Source organism: Peptoniphilus sp. HMSC062D09 (assembly GCF_001811425.1).
Taxonomy (GTDB): Bacteria; Bacillota; Clostridia; order Tissierellales; family Peptoniphilaceae; genus Peptoniphilus_A.
On record NZ_KV804703.1, the window covers coordinates 91,685 to 108,816 of the forward strand.

17 protein-coding genes and 1 tRNA gene are annotated in these 17,132 nt (G+C 34.9%); 6 read left to right on the forward strand and 12 right to left on the reverse strand.

Annotated features, from left to right (window positions below; translation table 11 throughout):
- Nucleotides 1–23: 23 nt before the first annotated feature.
- From trpS to HMPREF2801_RS03130, 4 genes are all read right to left on the reverse strand, one after another.
- Nucleotides 24–1,016 carry a tryptophan--tRNA ligase gene (gene trpS / locus HMPREF2801_RS03115; protein ID WP_070610505.1) on the reverse strand — a complete coding sequence of 331 codons (993 nt, stop codon included), beginning with the start codon at nucleotides 1,014–1,016 and terminating at the stop codon, nucleotides 24–26.
- Complete coding sequence (locus HMPREF2801_RS03120; protein WP_070610506.1) at nucleotides 1,009–1,851, reverse strand: CPBP family intramembrane glutamic endopeptidase; 843 nt, start codon at nucleotides 1,849–1,851, stop codon at nucleotides 1,009–1,011. Before HMPREF2801_RS03120 ends, trpS begins: the two co-directional genes overlap by 8 nt.
- Nucleotides 1,848–3,131, reverse strand: a complete 1,284-nt coding sequence (locus tag HMPREF2801_RS03125; RefSeq protein WP_070610507.1) for an amidohydrolase — start codon at nucleotides 3,129–3,131, stop codon at nucleotides 1,848–1,850. The genes HMPREF2801_RS03120 and HMPREF2801_RS03125 overlap by 4 nt, the downstream gene beginning before the upstream one ends.
- 205 nt (nucleotides 3,132–3,336) lie before the next feature.
- The gene (locus tag HMPREF2801_RS03130; protein ID WP_070610508.1) at nucleotides 3,337–3,687 is read right to left on the reverse strand and encodes a type II toxin-antitoxin system PemK/MazF family toxin; all 351 of its coding nucleotides are present in this window, start codon (nucleotides 3,685–3,687) and stop codon (nucleotides 3,337–3,339) included.
- 345 nt (nucleotides 3,688–4,032) lie between these two features.
- Here HMPREF2801_RS03130 and HMPREF2801_RS03135 point away from each other — a divergent pair, with 345 nt between their 5' ends.
- From HMPREF2801_RS03135 to HMPREF2801_RS03155, 5 genes are all read left to right on the forward strand, one after another.
- Nucleotides 4,033–4,680 (forward strand): trimeric intracellular cation channel family protein, encoded by a 648-nt coding sequence (locus HMPREF2801_RS03135; protein WP_070610509.1) that lies wholly within the window; start codon nucleotides 4,033–4,035, stop codon nucleotides 4,678–4,680.
- A gap of 9 nt (nucleotides 4,681–4,689) precedes the next feature.
- Nucleotides 4,690–5,001, forward strand: coding sequence for an MTH1187 family thiamine-binding protein (locus tag HMPREF2801_RS03140; protein ID WP_070610510.1), 312 nt, complete (start codon nucleotides 4,690–4,692; stop codon nucleotides 4,999–5,001).
- Between the two features lie 78 nt (nucleotides 5,002–5,079).
- Complete coding sequence (locus HMPREF2801_RS03145; RefSeq protein ID WP_070610511.1) at nucleotides 5,080–6,042, forward strand: P1 family peptidase; 963 nt, start codon at nucleotides 5,080–5,082, stop codon at nucleotides 6,040–6,042.
- A gap of 47 nt (nucleotides 6,043–6,089) precedes the next feature.
- Nucleotides 6,090–6,839: an ECF transporter S component gene (locus HMPREF2801_RS03150; protein ID WP_070610512.1), complete on the forward strand. Its 750-nt coding sequence runs from the start codon at nucleotides 6,090–6,092 to the stop codon at nucleotides 6,837–6,839.
- A gap of 1 nt (nucleotide 6,840) precedes the next feature.
- Nucleotides 6,841–7,623 carry a type III pantothenate kinase gene (locus HMPREF2801_RS03155; protein ID WP_070610513.1) on the forward strand — a complete coding sequence of 261 codons (783 nt, stop codon included), beginning with the start codon at nucleotides 6,841–6,843 and terminating at the stop codon, nucleotides 7,621–7,623.
- Nucleotides 7,624–7,631: 8 nt separating this feature from the next.
- Here HMPREF2801_RS03155 and murI read toward each other — a convergent pair whose 3' ends face one another.
- The 3 genes from murI to HMPREF2801_RS03170 all read right to left on the reverse strand — a co-directional run bounded on the left by murI (nucleotide 7,632) and on the right by HMPREF2801_RS03170 (nucleotide 9,481).
- Nucleotides 7,632–8,459: a glutamate racemase gene (murI, locus tag HMPREF2801_RS03160; protein ID WP_070610514.1), complete on the reverse strand. Its 828-nt coding sequence runs from the start codon at nucleotides 8,457–8,459 to the stop codon at nucleotides 7,632–7,634.
- 174 nt (nucleotides 8,460–8,633) lie between these two features.
- Nucleotides 8,634–8,709, reverse strand: a tRNA-Lys gene (locus tag HMPREF2801_RS03165).
- A 103-nt stretch (nucleotides 8,710–8,812) separates the two neighbouring features.
- On the reverse strand, nucleotides 8,813–9,481 hold the full coding sequence (locus HMPREF2801_RS03170; protein ID WP_070610515.1) for a GntR family transcriptional regulator: 669 nt from the start codon (nucleotides 9,479–9,481) through the stop codon (nucleotides 8,813–8,815).
- A 184-nt stretch (nucleotides 9,482–9,665) separates the two neighbouring features.
- Between HMPREF2801_RS03170 and HMPREF2801_RS03175 the strand changes: the two genes are divergently transcribed.
- Nucleotides 9,666–10,325: a PepSY domain-containing protein gene (locus HMPREF2801_RS03175; protein ID WP_070610516.1), complete on the forward strand. Its 660-nt coding sequence runs from the start codon at nucleotides 9,666–9,668 to the stop codon at nucleotides 10,323–10,325.
- A gap of 138 nt (nucleotides 10,326–10,463) precedes the next feature.
- On the opposite strand, the gene HMPREF2801_RS03180 is transcribed toward HMPREF2801_RS03175, so the two are convergent.
- The 5 genes from HMPREF2801_RS03180 to secA form a co-directional block, all read right to left on the reverse strand.
- On the reverse strand, nucleotides 10,464–10,766 hold the full coding sequence (locus HMPREF2801_RS03180; protein WP_070610517.1) for a DUF3870 domain-containing protein: 303 nt from the start codon (nucleotides 10,764–10,766) through the stop codon (nucleotides 10,464–10,466).
- 1 nt (nucleotide 10,767) lies between these two features.
- Complete coding sequence (locus HMPREF2801_RS03185) at nucleotides 10,768–11,556, reverse strand: serine hydrolase (RefSeq protein ID WP_070610518.1); 789 nt, start codon at nucleotides 11,554–11,556, stop codon at nucleotides 10,768–10,770.
- Nucleotides 11,557–11,581: 25 nt separating this feature from the next.
- Nucleotides 11,582–12,763: a DUF819 family protein gene (locus HMPREF2801_RS03190; protein WP_070610519.1), complete on the reverse strand. Its 1,182-nt coding sequence runs from the start codon at nucleotides 12,761–12,763 to the stop codon at nucleotides 11,582–11,584.
- A gap of 49 nt (nucleotides 12,764–12,812) precedes the next feature.
- Nucleotides 12,813–13,907 (reverse strand): dipeptide epimerase, encoded by a 1,095-nt coding sequence (locus HMPREF2801_RS03195; protein ID WP_070610520.1) that lies wholly within the window; start codon nucleotides 13,905–13,907, stop codon nucleotides 12,813–12,815.
- A 344-nt stretch (nucleotides 13,908–14,251) separates the two neighbouring features.
- On the reverse strand, nucleotides 14,252–16,990 hold the full coding sequence (gene secA / locus HMPREF2801_RS03200) for a preprotein translocase subunit SecA (RefSeq protein WP_070610521.1): 2,739 nt from the start codon (nucleotides 16,988–16,990) through the stop codon (nucleotides 14,252–14,254).
- Between the last annotated feature and the right edge of the window lie 142 nt (nucleotides 16,991–17,132).

Consider the following 17,132-nt stretch of genomic DNA (forward strand, 5'->3'; position numbering starts at 1 on the left):
CTTTGAAATCAATAAAAATTCGATTATCTAGGGATAAAGCCAACCTTTTTATAAACTTTTCTTAGAGTTTTGTTGGCAAGGTAGGATGCCTTTTCTGCTCCTTCCTTGTAGACTGATTCAAGATATGCCTTGTCATCTCTAATTTCTTTAAATCTCTCTCTAAGTGGTCTTAGGCCTTCAACTACAACTTCTCCCAAGTCTTCCTTAAATTCTCCGTAGCCAAGATTTTCGTACTTCTTTACGATTTCTTTTGGGCTCATGCCAGAGAAGGAGGCGTGAATGTTGATGAGGTTCTTTAGTCCAGCTTGTTCATCTGAATACCTAAACTCGCCAGATGAATCTGTAACAGCTCTTTTTATTTTCTTTCTAGTGTCATCTTCTGAATCTAAAATTAAAATAAAGGCGTCTTTATTTGAATCGGACTTTGACATTTTTGAAGATGGATCCTTTAAAGACATGATTCTCGCCCCCACCTTTGGTGTCAAAATTTCTGGAATTGTAAAAGTTTCAGAATATCTTGAATTAAATCTTTGTGCCAAGTCCCTTGTGATTTCAATGTGTTGCTTTTGATCTTCTCCCACTGGCACGAAGGACGTGTTGTAAAGCAAAATATCTGCTGCCATTAGAACTGGATAATTAAGTAGTCCTGCTTGGACATCAGTGTATTTTTTTGCCTTATCCTTAAACTGTGTCATCCTTTGAAGTTGACCAAGACCTGTCATTGTGTTTAGGACCCAGCCAAGTTCAGCGTGGGCTGGAACGTGAGACTGAATGTAAATTATTGACTTCTTTGGGTCAAGACCTGCTGCAAGGTAGAGAGCAAGGACATCAAGAGTGTTCTTTCTAAGGTCCTTTGGCTCTTGTGCTACAGTTATGGCGTGCATGTCAACTATGCAGTATAGGCAGTTGTATTCATCTTGAAGGCCAATAAAGTTCTTCAAGGCTCCAATATAATTTCCAATAGTTAGGGAACCTGAAGGTTGAATTCCAGAGTAAACTATTTTTTTCTCATCCATTTTTAACTCCCTTTCTTTTTTCTAAATAAAATATAATAAAAATACTAATAATTTCAATAAAAGTCACTACTATGCTGCCCTCTGGCCCATAGGTTTTGTCGTACAAGTTATAACTTAAAATTTTAAAATTAAGCAGGCTGTCAAAGCCACTAAAGCCACTGACATTTAAGCCGTAAATCATTGCCATGGAAAAGTTCCAGCCTGCGTGGGCTCCAGAAGTCACCATGATATTGTCTGTGTAAAATAATAATTTTGCAAAAAATATTCCCACGAGAATTGTGTTAAGTGTTGATAAAAATGTAACTCCATTGTTTGCTAAGTGAAGTAATCCAAAAAATATTGATGGAGCATATATAGCTACATTTTTACCAAATTTGTTTAACAAAGCTCTTGTAAGCATCCCTCTAACTAAAAGCTCTTCAGAACTTGACTGTATAAAGAATGCTACAAAATAAGCTATAAAAAATAAATTTAAATTTTCAAACACTATTTCCTTAAGCCTTAATCCTCTTAAAATAACTGCAATTATTACAAAAACAGTAATTTGTAAAAATCCTATTAAGAGACCTATTCCAATATTTTTTAATAAATTATCTTTTTTAAAAAATAGAAAGCTAAAAGGTTTTTTTATAACGTACTTAGTTATTAAAAATGCACTTAAGAACTGTCCCGTAGTTCCAATTAGCATTACAAGGTTGGCATGTTCCCAATTATGATAAAAATATGTTTTACCATATAACAGTAGAGAAGCCAAAATCATAAATAAATAATTAAAAGCTACTACAGCAACTACTAAAATTAATAATTTAAAAAAGTGTTTGAAAAAGTTTTTCATCGGTTTTGAATATCCTTCCAAATAAATATAACCTTATTTCTCACTTCTTTTTCATCTACATTTACAAGCTCCCTATCTCTCATAATAAATTTGCCGTCGCAAATCACTGATTCAACATCATGAGAGTTTGCTGAATAGACAAGAGCTGAGATGAGATTGTTTCTCGGTGTGAAGGAATTTGATTCTAAATCAAAAATCGCAAGGTCAGCAAGGTAATCTTCCTTTATAAGTCCCAGCTTTTCAAAGCCAAGGGCCTCTGCCCCATTTACTGTTGCCATCTTTAAAATTTCTATGGCTGGCACAGCTTTTTCATTCATGGTAACAGCCTTGTTGACAATGCCACCTATGTGCATTTCTTCTACAAAGTCTTGGTTGTTGTTTGATGAGTCGCCGTCAGTTCCCATAGCCAATTTAATATTATTCTTTAGCATTTTATCAACTGGTGTAAAGCCACTGGCAAGTTTTAAGTTTGAACTAGGATTATAGACTGGGTAGAATTTTTTGTCCTTTACAAGTTCAATTTCCTCATCAGTAATGTGGACACAGTGGGCTGCAATTATTTGGCTATCAAGTAGTCCCAGTGAATTTACATATTCTATTGGCGTCATACCATATTCTTTTTTTGAATTTTCCACTTCTGTTAGGGTTTCTGATAAGTGAATGTGAATAAGACTGTCGTATCTTTCCACTGATTTCTTTGCAATTTCTCTTAAAAATTCTGTAGAACAGGTGTAAATTGCGTGAGGTGCAGGCACAACCCTTATCCTGCCGCCGCATTTATTTTGATAGTTTTTGTAAAGCTGATCAAATTCCTCAAGCTTTTCTTCGCCCTTGCCGTCTACATCTGTCATTCCACGAGTTAGGACTCCACGAATGCCAGATTCTATTGCTGCGTCGCCAACCCTATCCATTTCATAATACATGTCGCAAAAACTTGTAACGCCAGATTTTATATTTTCAATGATAGATAGCATGGATGACCAATATATGTCTTCCGCATTGAGTTTTGCCTCAATGGGCCAAATTTCATTTTCTAGCCAATCCATAAGTGCCAAGTCGTCAGCATAATTTCTAAAATAGGACATGCCAAGATGAGTGTGGGCATTTACAAAACCCGGTGTAAGAAGTTTATTTTCTCCATGAAAGACTTCATCTGCATCAAGCTTTAAATTTTCGCCGATTTTTTTTATTTTATTTTCTTCAATAAAAATATCTGCGTTGTCAATAATCTTTTCCTTTTCTATATCTAAATAAGAAATATTTTTTATAAGTATACTCATAATTCCTCCAATAGTATTATTATAACAAAGTTTAAAAATTTTTTACTAATTTTTCAAAATATGATTGAGAATTTAAAATCCTATTGGCTACTTGTAAAATATTTAACCAATGAATTTGCCTGTAATTTTTAAAGGATTAACTCATGATTATATCCATTTAAAAAAGCACATCTAACCTTTAATAGTTAGTGTGCTTTAACTCAAGTTATATAAACTTAAAAACATTTTTAAATGATTTTATTAATTTATCAATATCAAGATCATTTAATTTGTAAATTCTATTCCCTAATATTCTTTCTGTTGAAACTTCTCTTATTTTATTAACCCTTACAAAAGCTTTTTCATAGCTTGGATTTTGCTGATAATCTCTACAATTTATTGTAAAGCCACCACGATATTTTTTACCTGACTTTTTACTTGTAATTGGTGCAACTAAAATAGTTTTATCCGTATAAGAAAAATTAGACAATATTACAGCATAATGCTTCCCTTGTAATTCTCCACCTATATTATTTTTAAAATCAACCAGATAAACATCAAATAATTCAAATTTCATAAATTTCCCCAAAAATTAAGCAGGCTAAACAGCCTGCTTGCAATGTCCTTAACTAATAAGGCTCTTTCCTCGTATGAGTCCCTTATCCTTAACTAATAAGGCTTTCGGTAATTAAATATTATCACTTTTAATGAAATAAAACAAGATATTTACAAGAGTTAATTGTCAGTGTGCTTTTAATAACTTCTGTAAGTTTCATAAGCAAGCACACAAGTTTGGCAATTTATACCATACATTTCGTCTTCCATGTATCTTGGATTTGGTCTTTCAAGCATTATTGAAAAAAATTTTTTAAATTATTGAAATTTCTCACTTCATAAAATTAAACTTTGATATAATGAATGCATGAATGGAAATTATTTAGAATTAAATGTATTTTTCGACATCATTGGCACAATTGCCTTTGCTATTTCTGGTGCCATACTTGGATGCAGAAAGAAGATGGACATACTTGGTGTAATTGTTTTAGGTCTAGTGACAGCCCTTGGAGGTGGATTCATTCGCGACCTAGTCCTTGGAATAACGCCGCCAAAGATGTTCCAAAACTCAACTAACGCAATAATATCCACTGTCTTTTCGATTTTGGTCTTTATCTTTTATTCTCTTAAGCAAGACTTCGAAAACACTCACTGGATGAAATTTATGAATAAGTTTATGATTATAACAGACACTATTGGTCTTGCATCTTTTACCATAACGGGAATGGCGACGGCAATCTCCCTTGGCTACGACAAAAAATTTCTTTTGATCTTTGTGGGATCAATTACTGGAGTTGGCGGCGGAATGATTCGTGATGTCTTGGCAGGGACTATTCCCTTTATCTTTCGAGAGCAAATTTACGCTGGCGCCTGCATACTTGGTGCCATAGCTTTTATAATAGCAAGACATTTTTGTAACTATCAAATTTCAATGGTAATATGCTTTTTTGCAGTTTTAATCATCAGGCTTTTGGCAGTAAAGAAAAATTGGAATTTGCCAAGAATAAAAAATTAGGAGGAAAAAATGGCAGTAGCAGAATTAACACTTGTACCTATTGGAACAGAAAAGACATCTGTAAGTAAGTACATAGCAGGTGCCCTTGATGCAATTGGAGAAGTGGAAGGACTAACTTATGAACTAAACCCCATGGGCACAGTTATATCTCACAGTGACCTTTCAGTTTTATATGAAGTAATAAGAAGGATGCAGGAGTCTGTCTTTGAGGCTGGAGCAAATAGGGTCTACTCTGTTGTAAAAATCGACGACAGACGCGACAAGGACTACACTTTTAAGGATAAAGTCGTATCCGTCAATGAAAAGAGAAAAAATAAATAGTAAAAAAAATTAAGCCTCATCAGTGATGGGGCTTTTGATAAATTAATTTGAATAAAAAATTTTTATGGAGGAGGAAATATGTACGAAGGATTTTTAACTGATGTCAAGGGAATTAAACTTGGTCACGCAGAAGATGATGTGGCCCTAACTGGTACAAGTGTCATCTTGTGTGAAAATGGTTTTACTGCAGGAGTTGATGTTCGTGGAGCTGGGCCTGGCACTCGTGAGACCGATCTTCTAAGAGCAGAAAATTTAGTCCAAAAGGTTCACGGGGTTTTTTTAACTGGTGGCTCTGCCTATGGTCTTGATGTAGGCGGCGGCATTATGAAATTTTTGGAGGAAAAGGGCGCTGGATTTGACGTTGGCGTTGGAGTTGTTCCCATAGTTCCTGGTGCAGTCCTATTTGACCTTGCTCTTGGAGATTCCAAAGTTCGACCAGACTTTAAAATGGGCTATGAGGCTGCAAAGTCTGCCAAGGATAAAGATGAAACAGAGGGTAATTTCGGTGCAGGTTGTGGCGCAAGCGTTGGAAAAATTTTGGGCAATGATTTTGCCATGAAGTCAGGCATAGGTCAGTCATCAATAAAAGTTGGTGACCTAGTCGTGTCATCTATTGTCGCCCTAAATGCTCTTGGAGATATTTTTGACTATGAAGCTGGAAAAAGAATCGGCGGAGTCTATGACAGGGCAAATAAAAAGTTTTTAGACACAAATAGTCTTTACGAAAAGAGCTTAAACGATTATAATCAATTTAGCCCAGCCAACACAACTATATCTGTCATAGCGACAAATGCAAGGCTAACAAAGGCAAACTGTAACAAGATCTCACAAATGGCTCATGATGGTTATGGAAGGTCAATTAATCCAGTCCATACCATGAACGATGGAGATACTATTTTTACACTTGCAAGCGGCGAAGTTGATGCAGATATAAACTTAGTGGGAATACTTGCGGCAAAGACAATTTCTAGGTCTATTGCCAATGCAATTTATTCAGCAAAAGATTCAGGCGGGCTAGTAAGTTATAACAGCATCAAATAATTTTGATGCATGAAGGGTATCTTTATGAACCCTATCTGGAGGTAAAAATGAATAAAACTACTGACCGTAACAGAAAGCTAGTAATAGCTGCTATGCTTGGTGCAATCACAGTTGTATTAAGTCTAACTCCCCTTGGACTTATTCCACTTGGAGTTATCAACGCGACAACTATGCATATACCTGTAATTATTGCAGCTATAGCTGAAGGCCCTATTGTGGGCGCACTTGTTGGACTTATATTTGGCGTGTCATCTCTCTTAAATGCAATTTTAAGAAACGCAAGTCCCGTTGCCTTTGTCTTCTACAATCCACTTATTTCAGTTGTGCCTAGAGTTTTAATTGGGATAACTTCTTATTACTCTTACACAGCAATGAAAAAGCTTGAAGACAAAAATTTGAGAAATCTTACAAAAGTTTTGTGGGGGCTTGTTTCAATATTCTTGGCATTCCTACTTTATAAGAATATTACTGGCGATGGCTCAACGCTTAACATAACCTTTGTAGTAATTCTTCTCATACTTTGTCTTGGCTTTTTAGTTTATTCCTTTAAGTCAAGCGAAAAAGACTTCCCTATTGCCATAGGTGCCTTTGTAGGTTCCATGACTAACACAATTTTAGTCCTTGGAGGAATTTATCTAATCTATGCAAAGAGATATGTAGAAGCCCTAAATATCCCAATGGAAAGTGCAAAGTCAGCAATCCTCGGTGTCTCTGTGACATCAGGCATACCTGAAGCAATACTTTCTGTTATTATCACTACTGCAGTTATAAAAGCTTTGAAAGCAAGGAAGGGTTAATATGTTACTTGCAATTGATATAAACAATAAAAATACCAATTTTGGCATATTTGAAGATGAAAGACTTGTCACGAAATTTTCTATAATGACTGACAAAAAGAGGTCCACTGAAGAAATTAAGCTAACTATTAAACTTATACTCATGGACAAAAAAATAGATTTATCTGACATATCCGACATCATACTTTCATCAGTTGTGCCTGAACTTAATTCAAGCTACGATATCATTTCAAAAGACATACTTGGCAAGGGTCCCATGGTTATTTCTGCTGGAGTGAAAACTGGTTTAAATATAAAATGTGAAAGTCCAAGAGAAGTTGGCACAGATAGAATAATAAGGGCAGTGGCAGCAACTCAAAGATACAGAGAAAATATAATAATAATTTCTGCATCATCAGTTACCACAATTGACTATATCAATGCAAAAAAAGAATTTATGGGAGGATTAATCCTTCCAGGCATTAGCCTTCTCCAAGATTCACTAGTTAGGGGTTCAGCAAAACTTCCCCTAGTTGAAATAAAAAAGCCAGAAGACATAATTGGCAAGAATACAGAAAAGGCAATTCAAAGAGGAATTTACTTCGGCTACAGAAAAGCTGTCCTTGGAATAGTTGATGAAATAATAAAGACCTATTCCCTCAATAAAAATAATACAAAAATTTTAACCACTGGTGCCATGGCAGGTCTTCTTGAAAATGAAATTTATGCCATGGAAGAAGATCAGGCACTGGGAATATTTGGCTTAAAAATAATTTATGACTTAAACAAAAATAAGGCTTCCTGATTGGAGCCTTATTTTTTATACTTTTCTAAATCTTCAATTTTTACGCTGTGAAATTTCACATCGAAGTCACTTAAATCTACAATCTTTTCCATTGTGTAGCGGAACTTATCAATGTCGCCAGTTATGTAGAAGTCAATACTTCTATTTGGCATTTCTTCTTCACTTAGGTCTAAAATATTTATGGCATCTAAGACAGTTTTGTAGGCTGGGTCAACCATTAAAACTCTTTTGCCCTGTCTCTTAAAGATTCTCTTAAAGGAGTCTTCCACAAGAGGATAGTGAGTGCAGCCAAGGATCATGGTGTCAAAATCATAGTCGCCAAACTCATCTAAATACTTCTTCACAATGGCGTCCATGTGGTCTTCCCCAAACTCTCCCCTCTCAATGGCAAGAGTTAAATCTGGGCAGTAAACTGATCTCAATTCAATAGAAGGGTCCATGTCTTTTAAGACCTTGTCGTAAATCCCGCTTTCAACGCAGGACTTTGTAGCAACTAGGGCAACTTTATTGTTGCTAGTCCTTTCAATTGCATTAAAACTTCCTGGCTCAACTACACCAATAATCGGATAAGAATATTTTGTCTTTGCTTCCCTTAGCCCATGACTAGTAGCTGTGTTGCAAGCAATGATGGAAAGGTCAACGCCTAGGTCCTTAAAGAATCCCATAGCTTCCAAGGTGTAATCTCTTATCTCTTCATCAGTCCTTGCACCATATGGCATCCTCAAAGTATCGCCAAAAAAAGCAAAGTTTTTATTTTTTATTTTATTTAAAGCAACTTTTAAAACAGAAAGTCCACCCACTCCGCTGTCATAAAAGCCAATCAAATTTTTTCCCATTAAATCACCAACTCTTTTATTATAATACTATATATGATGAAAAACAAAAAGAATAATAAAAAATTCAAAGATATATGAAAAAGATCTTCAAAAAATCTTCTAAATAATAATTTATGTAAAATTAAAACCAGCTAATAAAAAAATAAACCCATTAACAAAGTTAACAGGTTTTAGTGGTGCACCTTTACGGACTCGAACCGTAGGCCCACTGATTAAGAGTCAGTTGCTCTACCAACTGAGCTAAAGGTGCAAAATTTACAAACGCATTATTAAATTTTTACATTTTTTACAATGCCGATGCAACAGAAATAATTATAATTAAAAAAAACACTCTTGTCAAGTGCTTTTTTTTTTTAATTTCTAAACATTTTATAATCTGCTTGTTCTTCAAACATGATATATATATTTTCAATAGTTCTTTCACTAGCTTTTCTAGCTTCAGCTGGTTTCTTTTCTTCTATCAAATTATATACTTTTTGCAAATTGTTGTAATGTTTTTTGTAATTTTCTTTGTCTCTGAAAATAAAATTACCAAATCTGTAAAGCCTTTTGTTGATCATGTTCATGACTTCAACTAAAATATCGTTGTTGAGACAGGAAACAAGTGCCATATTCCATTCGATAATTAAATTTTGAGCCAATTCCTCATCCTTATTTTCAATTGCAAGCCTAAGCTCTTCATTTATATCTTGAAAATATTTAGTGTTCTCTCCAAGGCCCTTTTGTGCCAAGAGTTCAACAGCAAGAGGCTCCAAGGATTTCCTCACTATATAAAGATTCTTTGCCTCTTTGACGGAAATTTTGGAAACGATGAAGGACTTTCTTGGAAAACTAGTAACAAGCCCATCCTCTTCAAGTTTTTTTAAGGCTTCTCTCACTGGTGTCCTACTAACACCAAGATTAGAAGCGATTTCCATTTCAATTAACTTATCTCCCGGAAGTAATTTATTTTTTAAAATCTTTTCTTTTAAATCTCTGTAAACCAAATTGCTAAGAGACTTTTTATTGCTTCGAAGATCCAAAGCCCCACTCTCCTATTTACTAAAATGTTTTCCCTTATTATGGAATTATTTTTTCTTATTATACCATATAAAAGGTATTTTAAAATAAATTTCTTTTAATTATTTACAAAAAGTTTACTTAATATTTATTATGGGTATGTAATTAAAGTACACAAATTTATAACTTATCAATTTAGGAGGAAAAATGAATAAGAAAATTTTAATTACAACACTTGGACTCGGACTTGCACTGACACTTTCTGCTTGTGGACAAAAAACTGAAAAAGCAGAGCCAGCAAATTCTGAAGTGAAAGTTGAAGAAAATGTTAATAAAAATGCAAACAAAAACATGGCTGATGCTGAGACAAAGGAAGAAAGTGCAAACAAAAACATGGCTGATGCTGAGACAAAGGAAGAAACTGCAGTAAATAAGGGTGCAGTTGCAAATTTAGACAGAGGAATTGCCTTTGACGGATTTAAAAAACTTCACCCTGATGCAAAAGTTGAATCTTTCCAACTTGAAGTTGAAAATGGAAAATCCTACTACAAGGTTGATGGCTATGATGCCAAAAACGAATACGAAGTTACAGTTGACGCAGTAACTGGTGACATTGTTAAAGACGAGTTTGAAGCAGAAGACACTTCAGCTAAGACAGCAGACATCCAATTAGAAATGATTGAAGCAGTTGATAAATTTATGGACCAAGCCTTAAAGGACGCTGGTCAAGGCTTTGAAGCTGGCGAATACGAAGTTGAATTCGACAATGGTGTGTATGTAGTTAGCGTTGAAGTTGTCAATGGAAATAAAGACATAACTTACGAATACGACTTTGAAACAGGTAAACTTATAGAAAAAGACATGTAATAAAGTCAACAAAATAATTTTAAGTAATTAATGAAGAAAGAGGGTCTTCCCTCTTTTTTTGTGTAAGTTTTTCTAAAAATTTAAATATTCTATATCTTATAAATATACCCTCTACAAAAAAGTAGAGGGTAGAATTTTTTATTTTAACTTTTTATATCTCTGTAAGGCATCTTTATAGGCAGAAATTATTGCCTTTGTGGAAGAAGCATTATATCTCTTCAAAATTTCTTCTGTTATTAAATCTTCATCAGAAATATTTTTGCCCTCAAAAATTTTTCTTATAAAGCCACGAGTAAGTTCAAGTGTTGCATTGCTATCCATATTAATAATTTCGCCATTTTCTTCAATTTCGAATGCCAAATAAAAAACTCCATAGATTTTTGTAATAGCATTGTCTGAGTTTGTCCTTGCCTCTCCAGTGAGATATAAAGTGTTTTTCATCTTATTCTCCAATATTTTTATAAATTTCAAGAGAGATTTTGCCTATAATTTCTTTAGCTGCCACATTTGACTCGGCGCCACTTACTAAAACTACTAAAATGTAGTTTTTTGCTTCTGTAAAAAATATTCCGCCATCATTTTCCAAATTGTCTAGGTCGCCACTCTTACTTGCAATTTTTAAATCTTCTGGTAAATATCTTTGCAGCCTGTCCCTTTCCTGTTGTCTCAAGAGAATATCAATGGCAAGACTTGACATTTCTTCGCTTAAAAAAGATTTTTCATAAATCATTTTTAAAATGCTGGCAACATCTTCTGAAGAAGTGTAGTTGTCATGTCCCTTTTCTTTGGCGCCTACATCCATCATCTTTCTCTCAAGAGAAGTTTCTAAAAGTTTAAGCTCTCTTCCTAGTTTATTTACATCATCCATGCCAACTTTATCAATTAAGATATTTGTGGCGAAGTTGTCGCTTATTATTATCATAAGAGTCAGAAGCTCTCTGATAGAAAATAAGTGTTCACAAGAAAGCTCCTTTAACACTCCTGAACCATCAACCTTGTTCTCGTCTTCAAGTTTTATTTTTTCATTAAGATTAATTTCTCCTAATTCAACTTTTTTAAAAATAGTGAGCATTATTAGAAGCTTTATCATGCTTGCTGATGGAGATTTTTTATTTCCATTTATAGAAAATTTTTCGCCCTCATCTAAATCGCAAAAAGTGACAGATATTGACCCTGGACTTTCATCTACAATATTTTTTATGGCATCTCTCAATTTATTATAGTTTATCATATCAACACTTTCTTTTCTATGTCTCTCAACTCAATAGCTTTAAAATTTGTCCCATTCCTATTCCAAAGAAGTTACCAACTGCTGCTCCAAGTACTCCCATTAAAACTCCTATGCCTGCGTAAGATGCGTCATAGGCTGAGGCTACTATTGGCGCTGATGCTGATCCACCAATGTTAGCAAGAGATGCTGTGGATACCATGCAAAGATCCCAGTGGAATATTTTTGAAAATACAAACATCAATATTACGTGAATTGCTAGTATAAAGATTCCATACACTACCCACATTGGTGCTGAGATTAGGTCTACTACTGATGCTGTTGATGCTAGTAGTGATACAACGGCGTATAGATAAACATTGGATAATTCTTCTACTGCTGGTAGTTTTCCTATTGGTGATAGGGCACAGATTAGTCCTAGTATTGTTACGAATAAGGTTGTTATTGTTCCTTTGTCAAATACTGCTAAGCCTGCGTTTGTTAAGGCTTCAGATAGTTTTGCTCCCACTAGTTGTGATAGGGCTGATACTATTAGTGATAGTCCTATTAGGAAAATCCAATCTGCTGAGTCTGCAGTTTTTTTGCCCTTTGCTACTTCTTCTGCTGCTGCATCGGCTACTGCTTGTAGTTTTGATGTGTCTGCTTTTGTTGCCTTGTTCCATCTTGGTGCATATCTTACGGCTAATAGTAGCAAGGCTATCCAAAGTGAATAACATACTGTGTCAAGGGCCAATGCACATGAGTAGGCTCCTGCGTCTACTGGTAGGGCTGCTTGCATTGCTGCCATGTTTGCTGATCCTCCTACCCATGATGCGTATAAGGCTGCTACTGCTGCCCATGTGTCTGTTCCCAAGGCACCTTTAAATATTGGATATCCTATTAGAAATCCTATGAATAGTGTAAATGAACATCCTAAGAAGATCGCTACCATTCTTCCGCCAAGTTTTGCAAGTTTTCTAAAGTCACAACGCAATAGCATTACGAAAATCATTGCATAGAGCAAATTATTTTTTAGGACTGAATATGCATTGGAACATTCTTCTGATGCGAAAAGCCCCATTGTACAGAAGATCATGTTTAATACATAGATAAATACTAGTGGTGGCACTACGTTAAATATTTTCCATTTTGTGTATTTTTCTAAGGCAAGAAGTGCTCCTGCTATAAACATTAAAAATGCTATATAAGTAAATCCATTTGTTATTACCATAATTTTCTCCTTTCATTTTTTATTTTATATAGTTATTGCTTTTAGCTTTTTATAGATCTAGATATTTTATTCCCGCTACTGTTTTTATTCCTAGTCCTATGTCATCTGATACTGTGACGTCTTTTTCTTTAAAGACTGCTCCACCTTCTATTGGGTCTTCTAGGCAAAGGACTGGTCCGTCTAAGTCTACCTTTGTTATTATCTGCTTTGCACAAGCTAGATGTACTGCTGCGTTTACTGATATCTTTGCTTCAAGCATGCAACCTATCATGCATTCTACTCCACATAGTTCTGCCATGCTAACTATTTTTAGTGCGTTATAAAGTCCTCCGCACTTCATTAGTTTTATGTTAATTAAGTCTGCTGCTTTCATGTTTAGTATTGTCATGGCATCTTCTGGTGAAAATACGCTTTCGTCTGCCAAGACTGGTACTATTGAGTGGTCTGTTACATATTTTAGTCCTTGGTAGTCATGTGCCTTTACTGGCTGTTCTACTAATTCTATGTCAAGTTGTTTTTCTTGCATTGAGTCTAAGATCCTAACTGCTTCTTTAGGTGACCATGCTTGGTTGGCATCTATTCTTATCCTCACATCTTTTCCTACAGCATTTCTTATTGCTTCAAGTCTTTTTACATCAAGGCTTGTGTCTATTCCTACTTTGACTTTTAGGGTGTCATATTTTCTTTTTACTGCATCTATGGCATCTCTTGCCATTTCTTCTGGGTCATTTACTGAAATTGTAATGTCTGTGGTTATTTGTTTCCTTGAGCCTCCCATTAGTTTGTAGACAGGAATCTTGTGAAGCTGCCCGTATAAATCCCAAAGTGCCATGTCGCAAGCTGCTTTTGCACTTGTGTTTTTTACTATGCAAGCATTTAAGTCCTTCATCAAGTCTTCAAAATCGTCTACATCTCTTCCCACTATTGTCTTTATTATGTGGTCTTTAAAGGCACCAATTATTGAACCTTGAGTTTCTCCTGTTATCGCTCCTGTTGGTGGCGCTTCACCATATCCCACATGACCTGTATCTGTATGTATCTCCACTATTATATCTTCTACACTATTTACTGACCTTAAGGCTGTCTTAAAAGGCACTCTTAGTGGCACAGATATTATCCCCAACTTCACTTCTGTTATTTTCATTTTTTACCTCCTTTAACTTTTTCATCTTAGAGCCATAAATAAATATAAGTCCAAATAAATAAAAAAGCCCAGCAAAATAAAGCTTACTTTATTCACTGGGTCTCAAATCACGTTTTGATCTACTGTAATAGCTCATGCAAAATGAAGCAGTTAATATTTATTTGTGAAAACATTTTATAATATCGAGCACTTTTTGTCAATAAGTTATCACAATAAAGTCAAAAACTCACTAACTTTACAGAAGAATTTTTTTCTAAAAATATAAAAAATTTTGTCCATAAAAAACTCTGGCAGACTTTAAGTACTACCAGAGTTAATTATTTTATTCAAAATTCAATTAAATATTATTCAAATTTTCCGTGACAGTTTTTATATTTTTTTCCACTTCCGCATGGACATGGATCATTTCTTCCAACCTTTTTTTCTTTTCTCACATAAGGTTTTTTCTTTCCGTCATCGGGATTTACTGTTTCTACTTCTTTTGCGACTCTAACTCTCTTTACTCTTTCAGGATTGATTACATGGTAAAGCATCTTTACTGTGTCTTCTTTGATTGATTCGTTCATTTCTTCGAACATATCAAAGCCTTCTTCTGCGTAAGCTCTTACTGGGTCAGTTTGTCCCACTGCACGAAGTCCAATTCCCTTTCTAAGTTGATCCATGGCGTCAATGTGGTCCATCCACTTTTGGTCAACATTTTGAAGTAAAGCAACTCTTTCGATTTCTCTGAATTTTTCGTCGCCAAAGTCTTCTTCTTTTTCCTTATATTTTTCGTCAGCAAGTTCTATAAAATATGCTTTTAATGAATCAACTGTTGGATTTTCAAGTCCCTTTAAGAAATCTTCTGAGAAGTCAAAAGTATTTATTCCAAAGCTTCTAATTGATTCAAAGTCTAAATAGTTTTGGTTGTTGTCATCAAGCTTGTTGTAGAAGTCTATAGTCTTGTCGATTACATCATTTCTCATTGCTGTAATGTCATCTTTTAGGTTTTCACCTTCAAGTACTCTTCTTCTTTCAGCATAGATTACTTCTCTTTGTTTATTCATAACATCGTCATATTTTAGGACATTCTTACGAATACTAAAGTTGTTGCCTTCTACTTTTCTTTGAGCTGATTCTATTAGTCTTGTCAAAATTTTTGCTTCAACTGGTTCGTCTTCTGGTGAATCAATTTTTTCCATTGTTTCTTTAAATCTGTCGCCAGCAAATAGTCTAATTAAATCGTCATCTGCTGATATATAAAATCTTGAGAAACCTGGGTCTCCTTGACGACCTGAACGACCACGCAATTGGTTGTCAATACGCCTTGACTCATGTCTTTCTGTACCAATTATTCTAAGTCCGCCTACTTTTTTAACTTCTTCAGCTTCCTTGTCAGTTTCTTCTTTGAATTTTTTAACAAGAGCTTGATAATCTTCCCTTGCCTTTATTATTTCTGGGTCCTCTGTCTTAAAGTATGAGTCTGCATATTCCAGCATTTCATCTTCCATGCCTTGCTTTTTAAGTTCTTTCTTTGCAAGGTATTCTGGGTTACCACCAAGTACAATATCGGTACCACGACCAGCCATGTTAGTGGCAATAGTTACTTGACCGAAACGACCAGCTTGGGCAACTATTTCAGATTCTTGTTCGTGCTTTTTGGCGTTCAAGACATTGTGCTTAATTCCTGCACGCTTCAAATATTTTGAAAGTGTTTCTGACTTGTCAATGGAAATTGTACCAACTAGGACTGGTTGTCCCTTTTCATGTGCTTCAGCTATTTCTCTTGTTACAGCCTTAAATTTTGCATCTTCATTGATGTAGATGTGGTCGTTGTCGTCTTCTCTTATTACAGGTTTGTTTGTAGGGATTTCAACAACGTCAATGTTATAGATGTCTCTAAATTCGCCTTCTTCTGTCATGGCAGTACCTGTCATACCAGAAAGTTTGTCGTACATTCTAAAGTAGTTTTGGAAGGTAATTGTAGCAAGAGTTTTTGATTCAGCTCTTACTTCTAGTCCTTCTTTAGCTTCAATAGCTTGGTGAAGTCCTTCAGAGTATCTTCTACCATACATTAGACGACCTGTAAATTCATCAACTATAATAATTTCGCCATCTTTAATAACATAGTCAATATCCTTGTGCATTGTTCCAGCAGCCTTTAGGGCTTGGTTAATGTGGTGAGATAATTCCATGTTTGATGCGTCTGATAAGTTTTCTATGCCAAAATATTTTTCAGCCTTTTCAATACCCTTATCAGTAAGTGTTGCTGTCTTATCCTTTTCATTTATTACATAATCAACAGTTTCTTCTTCAAATTCTCTGTTAAATCTTTCAAGGTCAATTTCGTCTTGGCTCTTGATTCTGTGAGAAAGAGTATTTACAAAGTCTCTTGCTCTAACGTATAAGTCAACTGATTCATCGCCTTGACCAGAAATAATAAGAGGTGTTCTCGCTTCATCAATTAAAATTGAGTCAACTTCGTCGACAATACAGAAGTGAAGTCCTCTTTGTACCATTTCTTCCTTGTAGATAACCATGTTATCTCTTAGGTAGTCGAAGCCAAATTCATTATTTGTTCCATAAGTGATGTCAGAATTGTAGGCAGCCTTTCTTTCATCTTGGTCCATGTCATGGATAATACATCCAACGCTAAGTCCCAAGAATTCATAAACCTTTCCCATCCAGTCCCTATCACGGCTTGCCAAATAATCGTTGACTGTAACAATATGTGTGCCCTTGCCTTCAAGAGCATTTAAGTAAGCTGGAAGTGTAGCAACAAGTGTCTTACCTTCACCAGTTTTCATTTCAGCAATTCTACCTTGGTGAAGAATAATACCACCGATTACTTGAACTCTAAAGTGCTTCATACCAAGCACTCTCCATGCAGCTTCTCTTACAACAGCAAAAGCTTCTGGAAGTATATCGTCTGTAGTTTCACCATTATTAAGTCTATTCTTAAATTCTTCTGTTTTTTCTTTTAGTTCAGCATCTGAAAGCTTTTCCATTTCGCCTTCAAGGCTCATAACTTTATTTACAAGGGGCTCGATTTTTTTTAGTTCCCTTTCACTGTAGGTACCAAAAATCTTTTCCATTAAACCCATTTTACCACTCCTTTTACCTGACGTTACATTCTATCATTAAATGGCATAATTTACAATAAAAACAAATTAATCTTTACCTCTATAAATTATATTGTTAGAAATATTTAATGTCAATATAATTAGCTTAAATACTTAATTTAAA

Coding starts and splice junctions, on each gene's coding strand:
- HMPREF2801_RS03145 (WP_070610511.1), top strand. CDS start 5,080: ATGTACGAAGGATTTTTAACTGATGTCAAGGGAATTAAACTTGGTCAC.
- HMPREF2801_RS03175 (WP_070610516.1), top strand. CDS start 9,666: ATGAATAAGAAAATTTTAATTACAACACTTGGACTCGGACTTGCACTG.
- HMPREF2801_RS03140 (WP_070610510.1), top strand. CDS start 4,690: ATGGCAGTAGCAGAATTAACACTTGTACCTATTGGAACAGAAAAGACA.
- HMPREF2801_RS03155 (WP_070610513.1), top strand. CDS start 6,841: ATGTTACTTGCAATTGATATAAACAATAAAAATACCAATTTTGGCATA.
- HMPREF2801_RS03185 (WP_070610518.1), bottom strand. CDS start 11,556: ATGATAAACTATAATAAATTGAGAGATGCCATAAAAAATATTGTAGAT.
- trpS (WP_070610505.1), bottom strand. CDS start 1,016: ATGGATGAGAAAAAAATAGTTTACTCTGGAATTCAACCTTCAGGTTCC.
- HMPREF2801_RS03135 (WP_070610509.1), top strand. CDS start 4,033: ATGAATGGAAATTATTTAGAATTAAATGTATTTTTCGACATCATTGGC.
- HMPREF2801_RS03125 (WP_070610507.1), bottom strand. CDS start 3,131: ATGAGTATACTTATAAAAAATATTTCTTATTTAGATATAGAAAAGGAA.
- murI (WP_070610514.1), bottom strand. CDS start 8,459: ATGGGAAAAAATTTGATTGGCTTTTATGACAGCGGAGTGGGTGGACTT.
- HMPREF2801_RS03150 (WP_070610512.1), top strand. CDS start 6,090: ATGAATAAAACTACTGACCGTAACAGAAAGCTAGTAATAGCTGCTATG.
- HMPREF2801_RS03120 (WP_070610506.1), bottom strand. CDS start 1,851: ATGAAAAACTTTTTCAAACACTTTTTTAAATTATTAATTTTAGTAGTT.
- HMPREF2801_RS03180 (WP_070610517.1), bottom strand. CDS start 10,766: ATGAAAAACACTTTATATCTCACTGGAGAGGCAAGGACAAACTCAGAC.
- secA (WP_070610521.1), bottom strand. CDS start 16,990: ATGGGTTTAATGGAAAAGATTTTTGGTACCTACAGTGAAAGGGAACTA.
- HMPREF2801_RS03130 (WP_070610508.1), bottom strand. CDS start 3,687: ATGAAATTTGAATTATTTGATGTTTATCTGGTTGATTTTAAAAATAAT.
- HMPREF2801_RS03195 (WP_070610520.1), bottom strand. CDS start 13,907: ATGAAAATAACAGAAGTGAAGTTGGGGATAATATCTGTGCCACTAAGA.
- HMPREF2801_RS03190 (WP_070610519.1), bottom strand. CDS start 12,763: ATGGTAATAACAAATGGATTTACTTATATAGCATTTTTAATGTTTATA.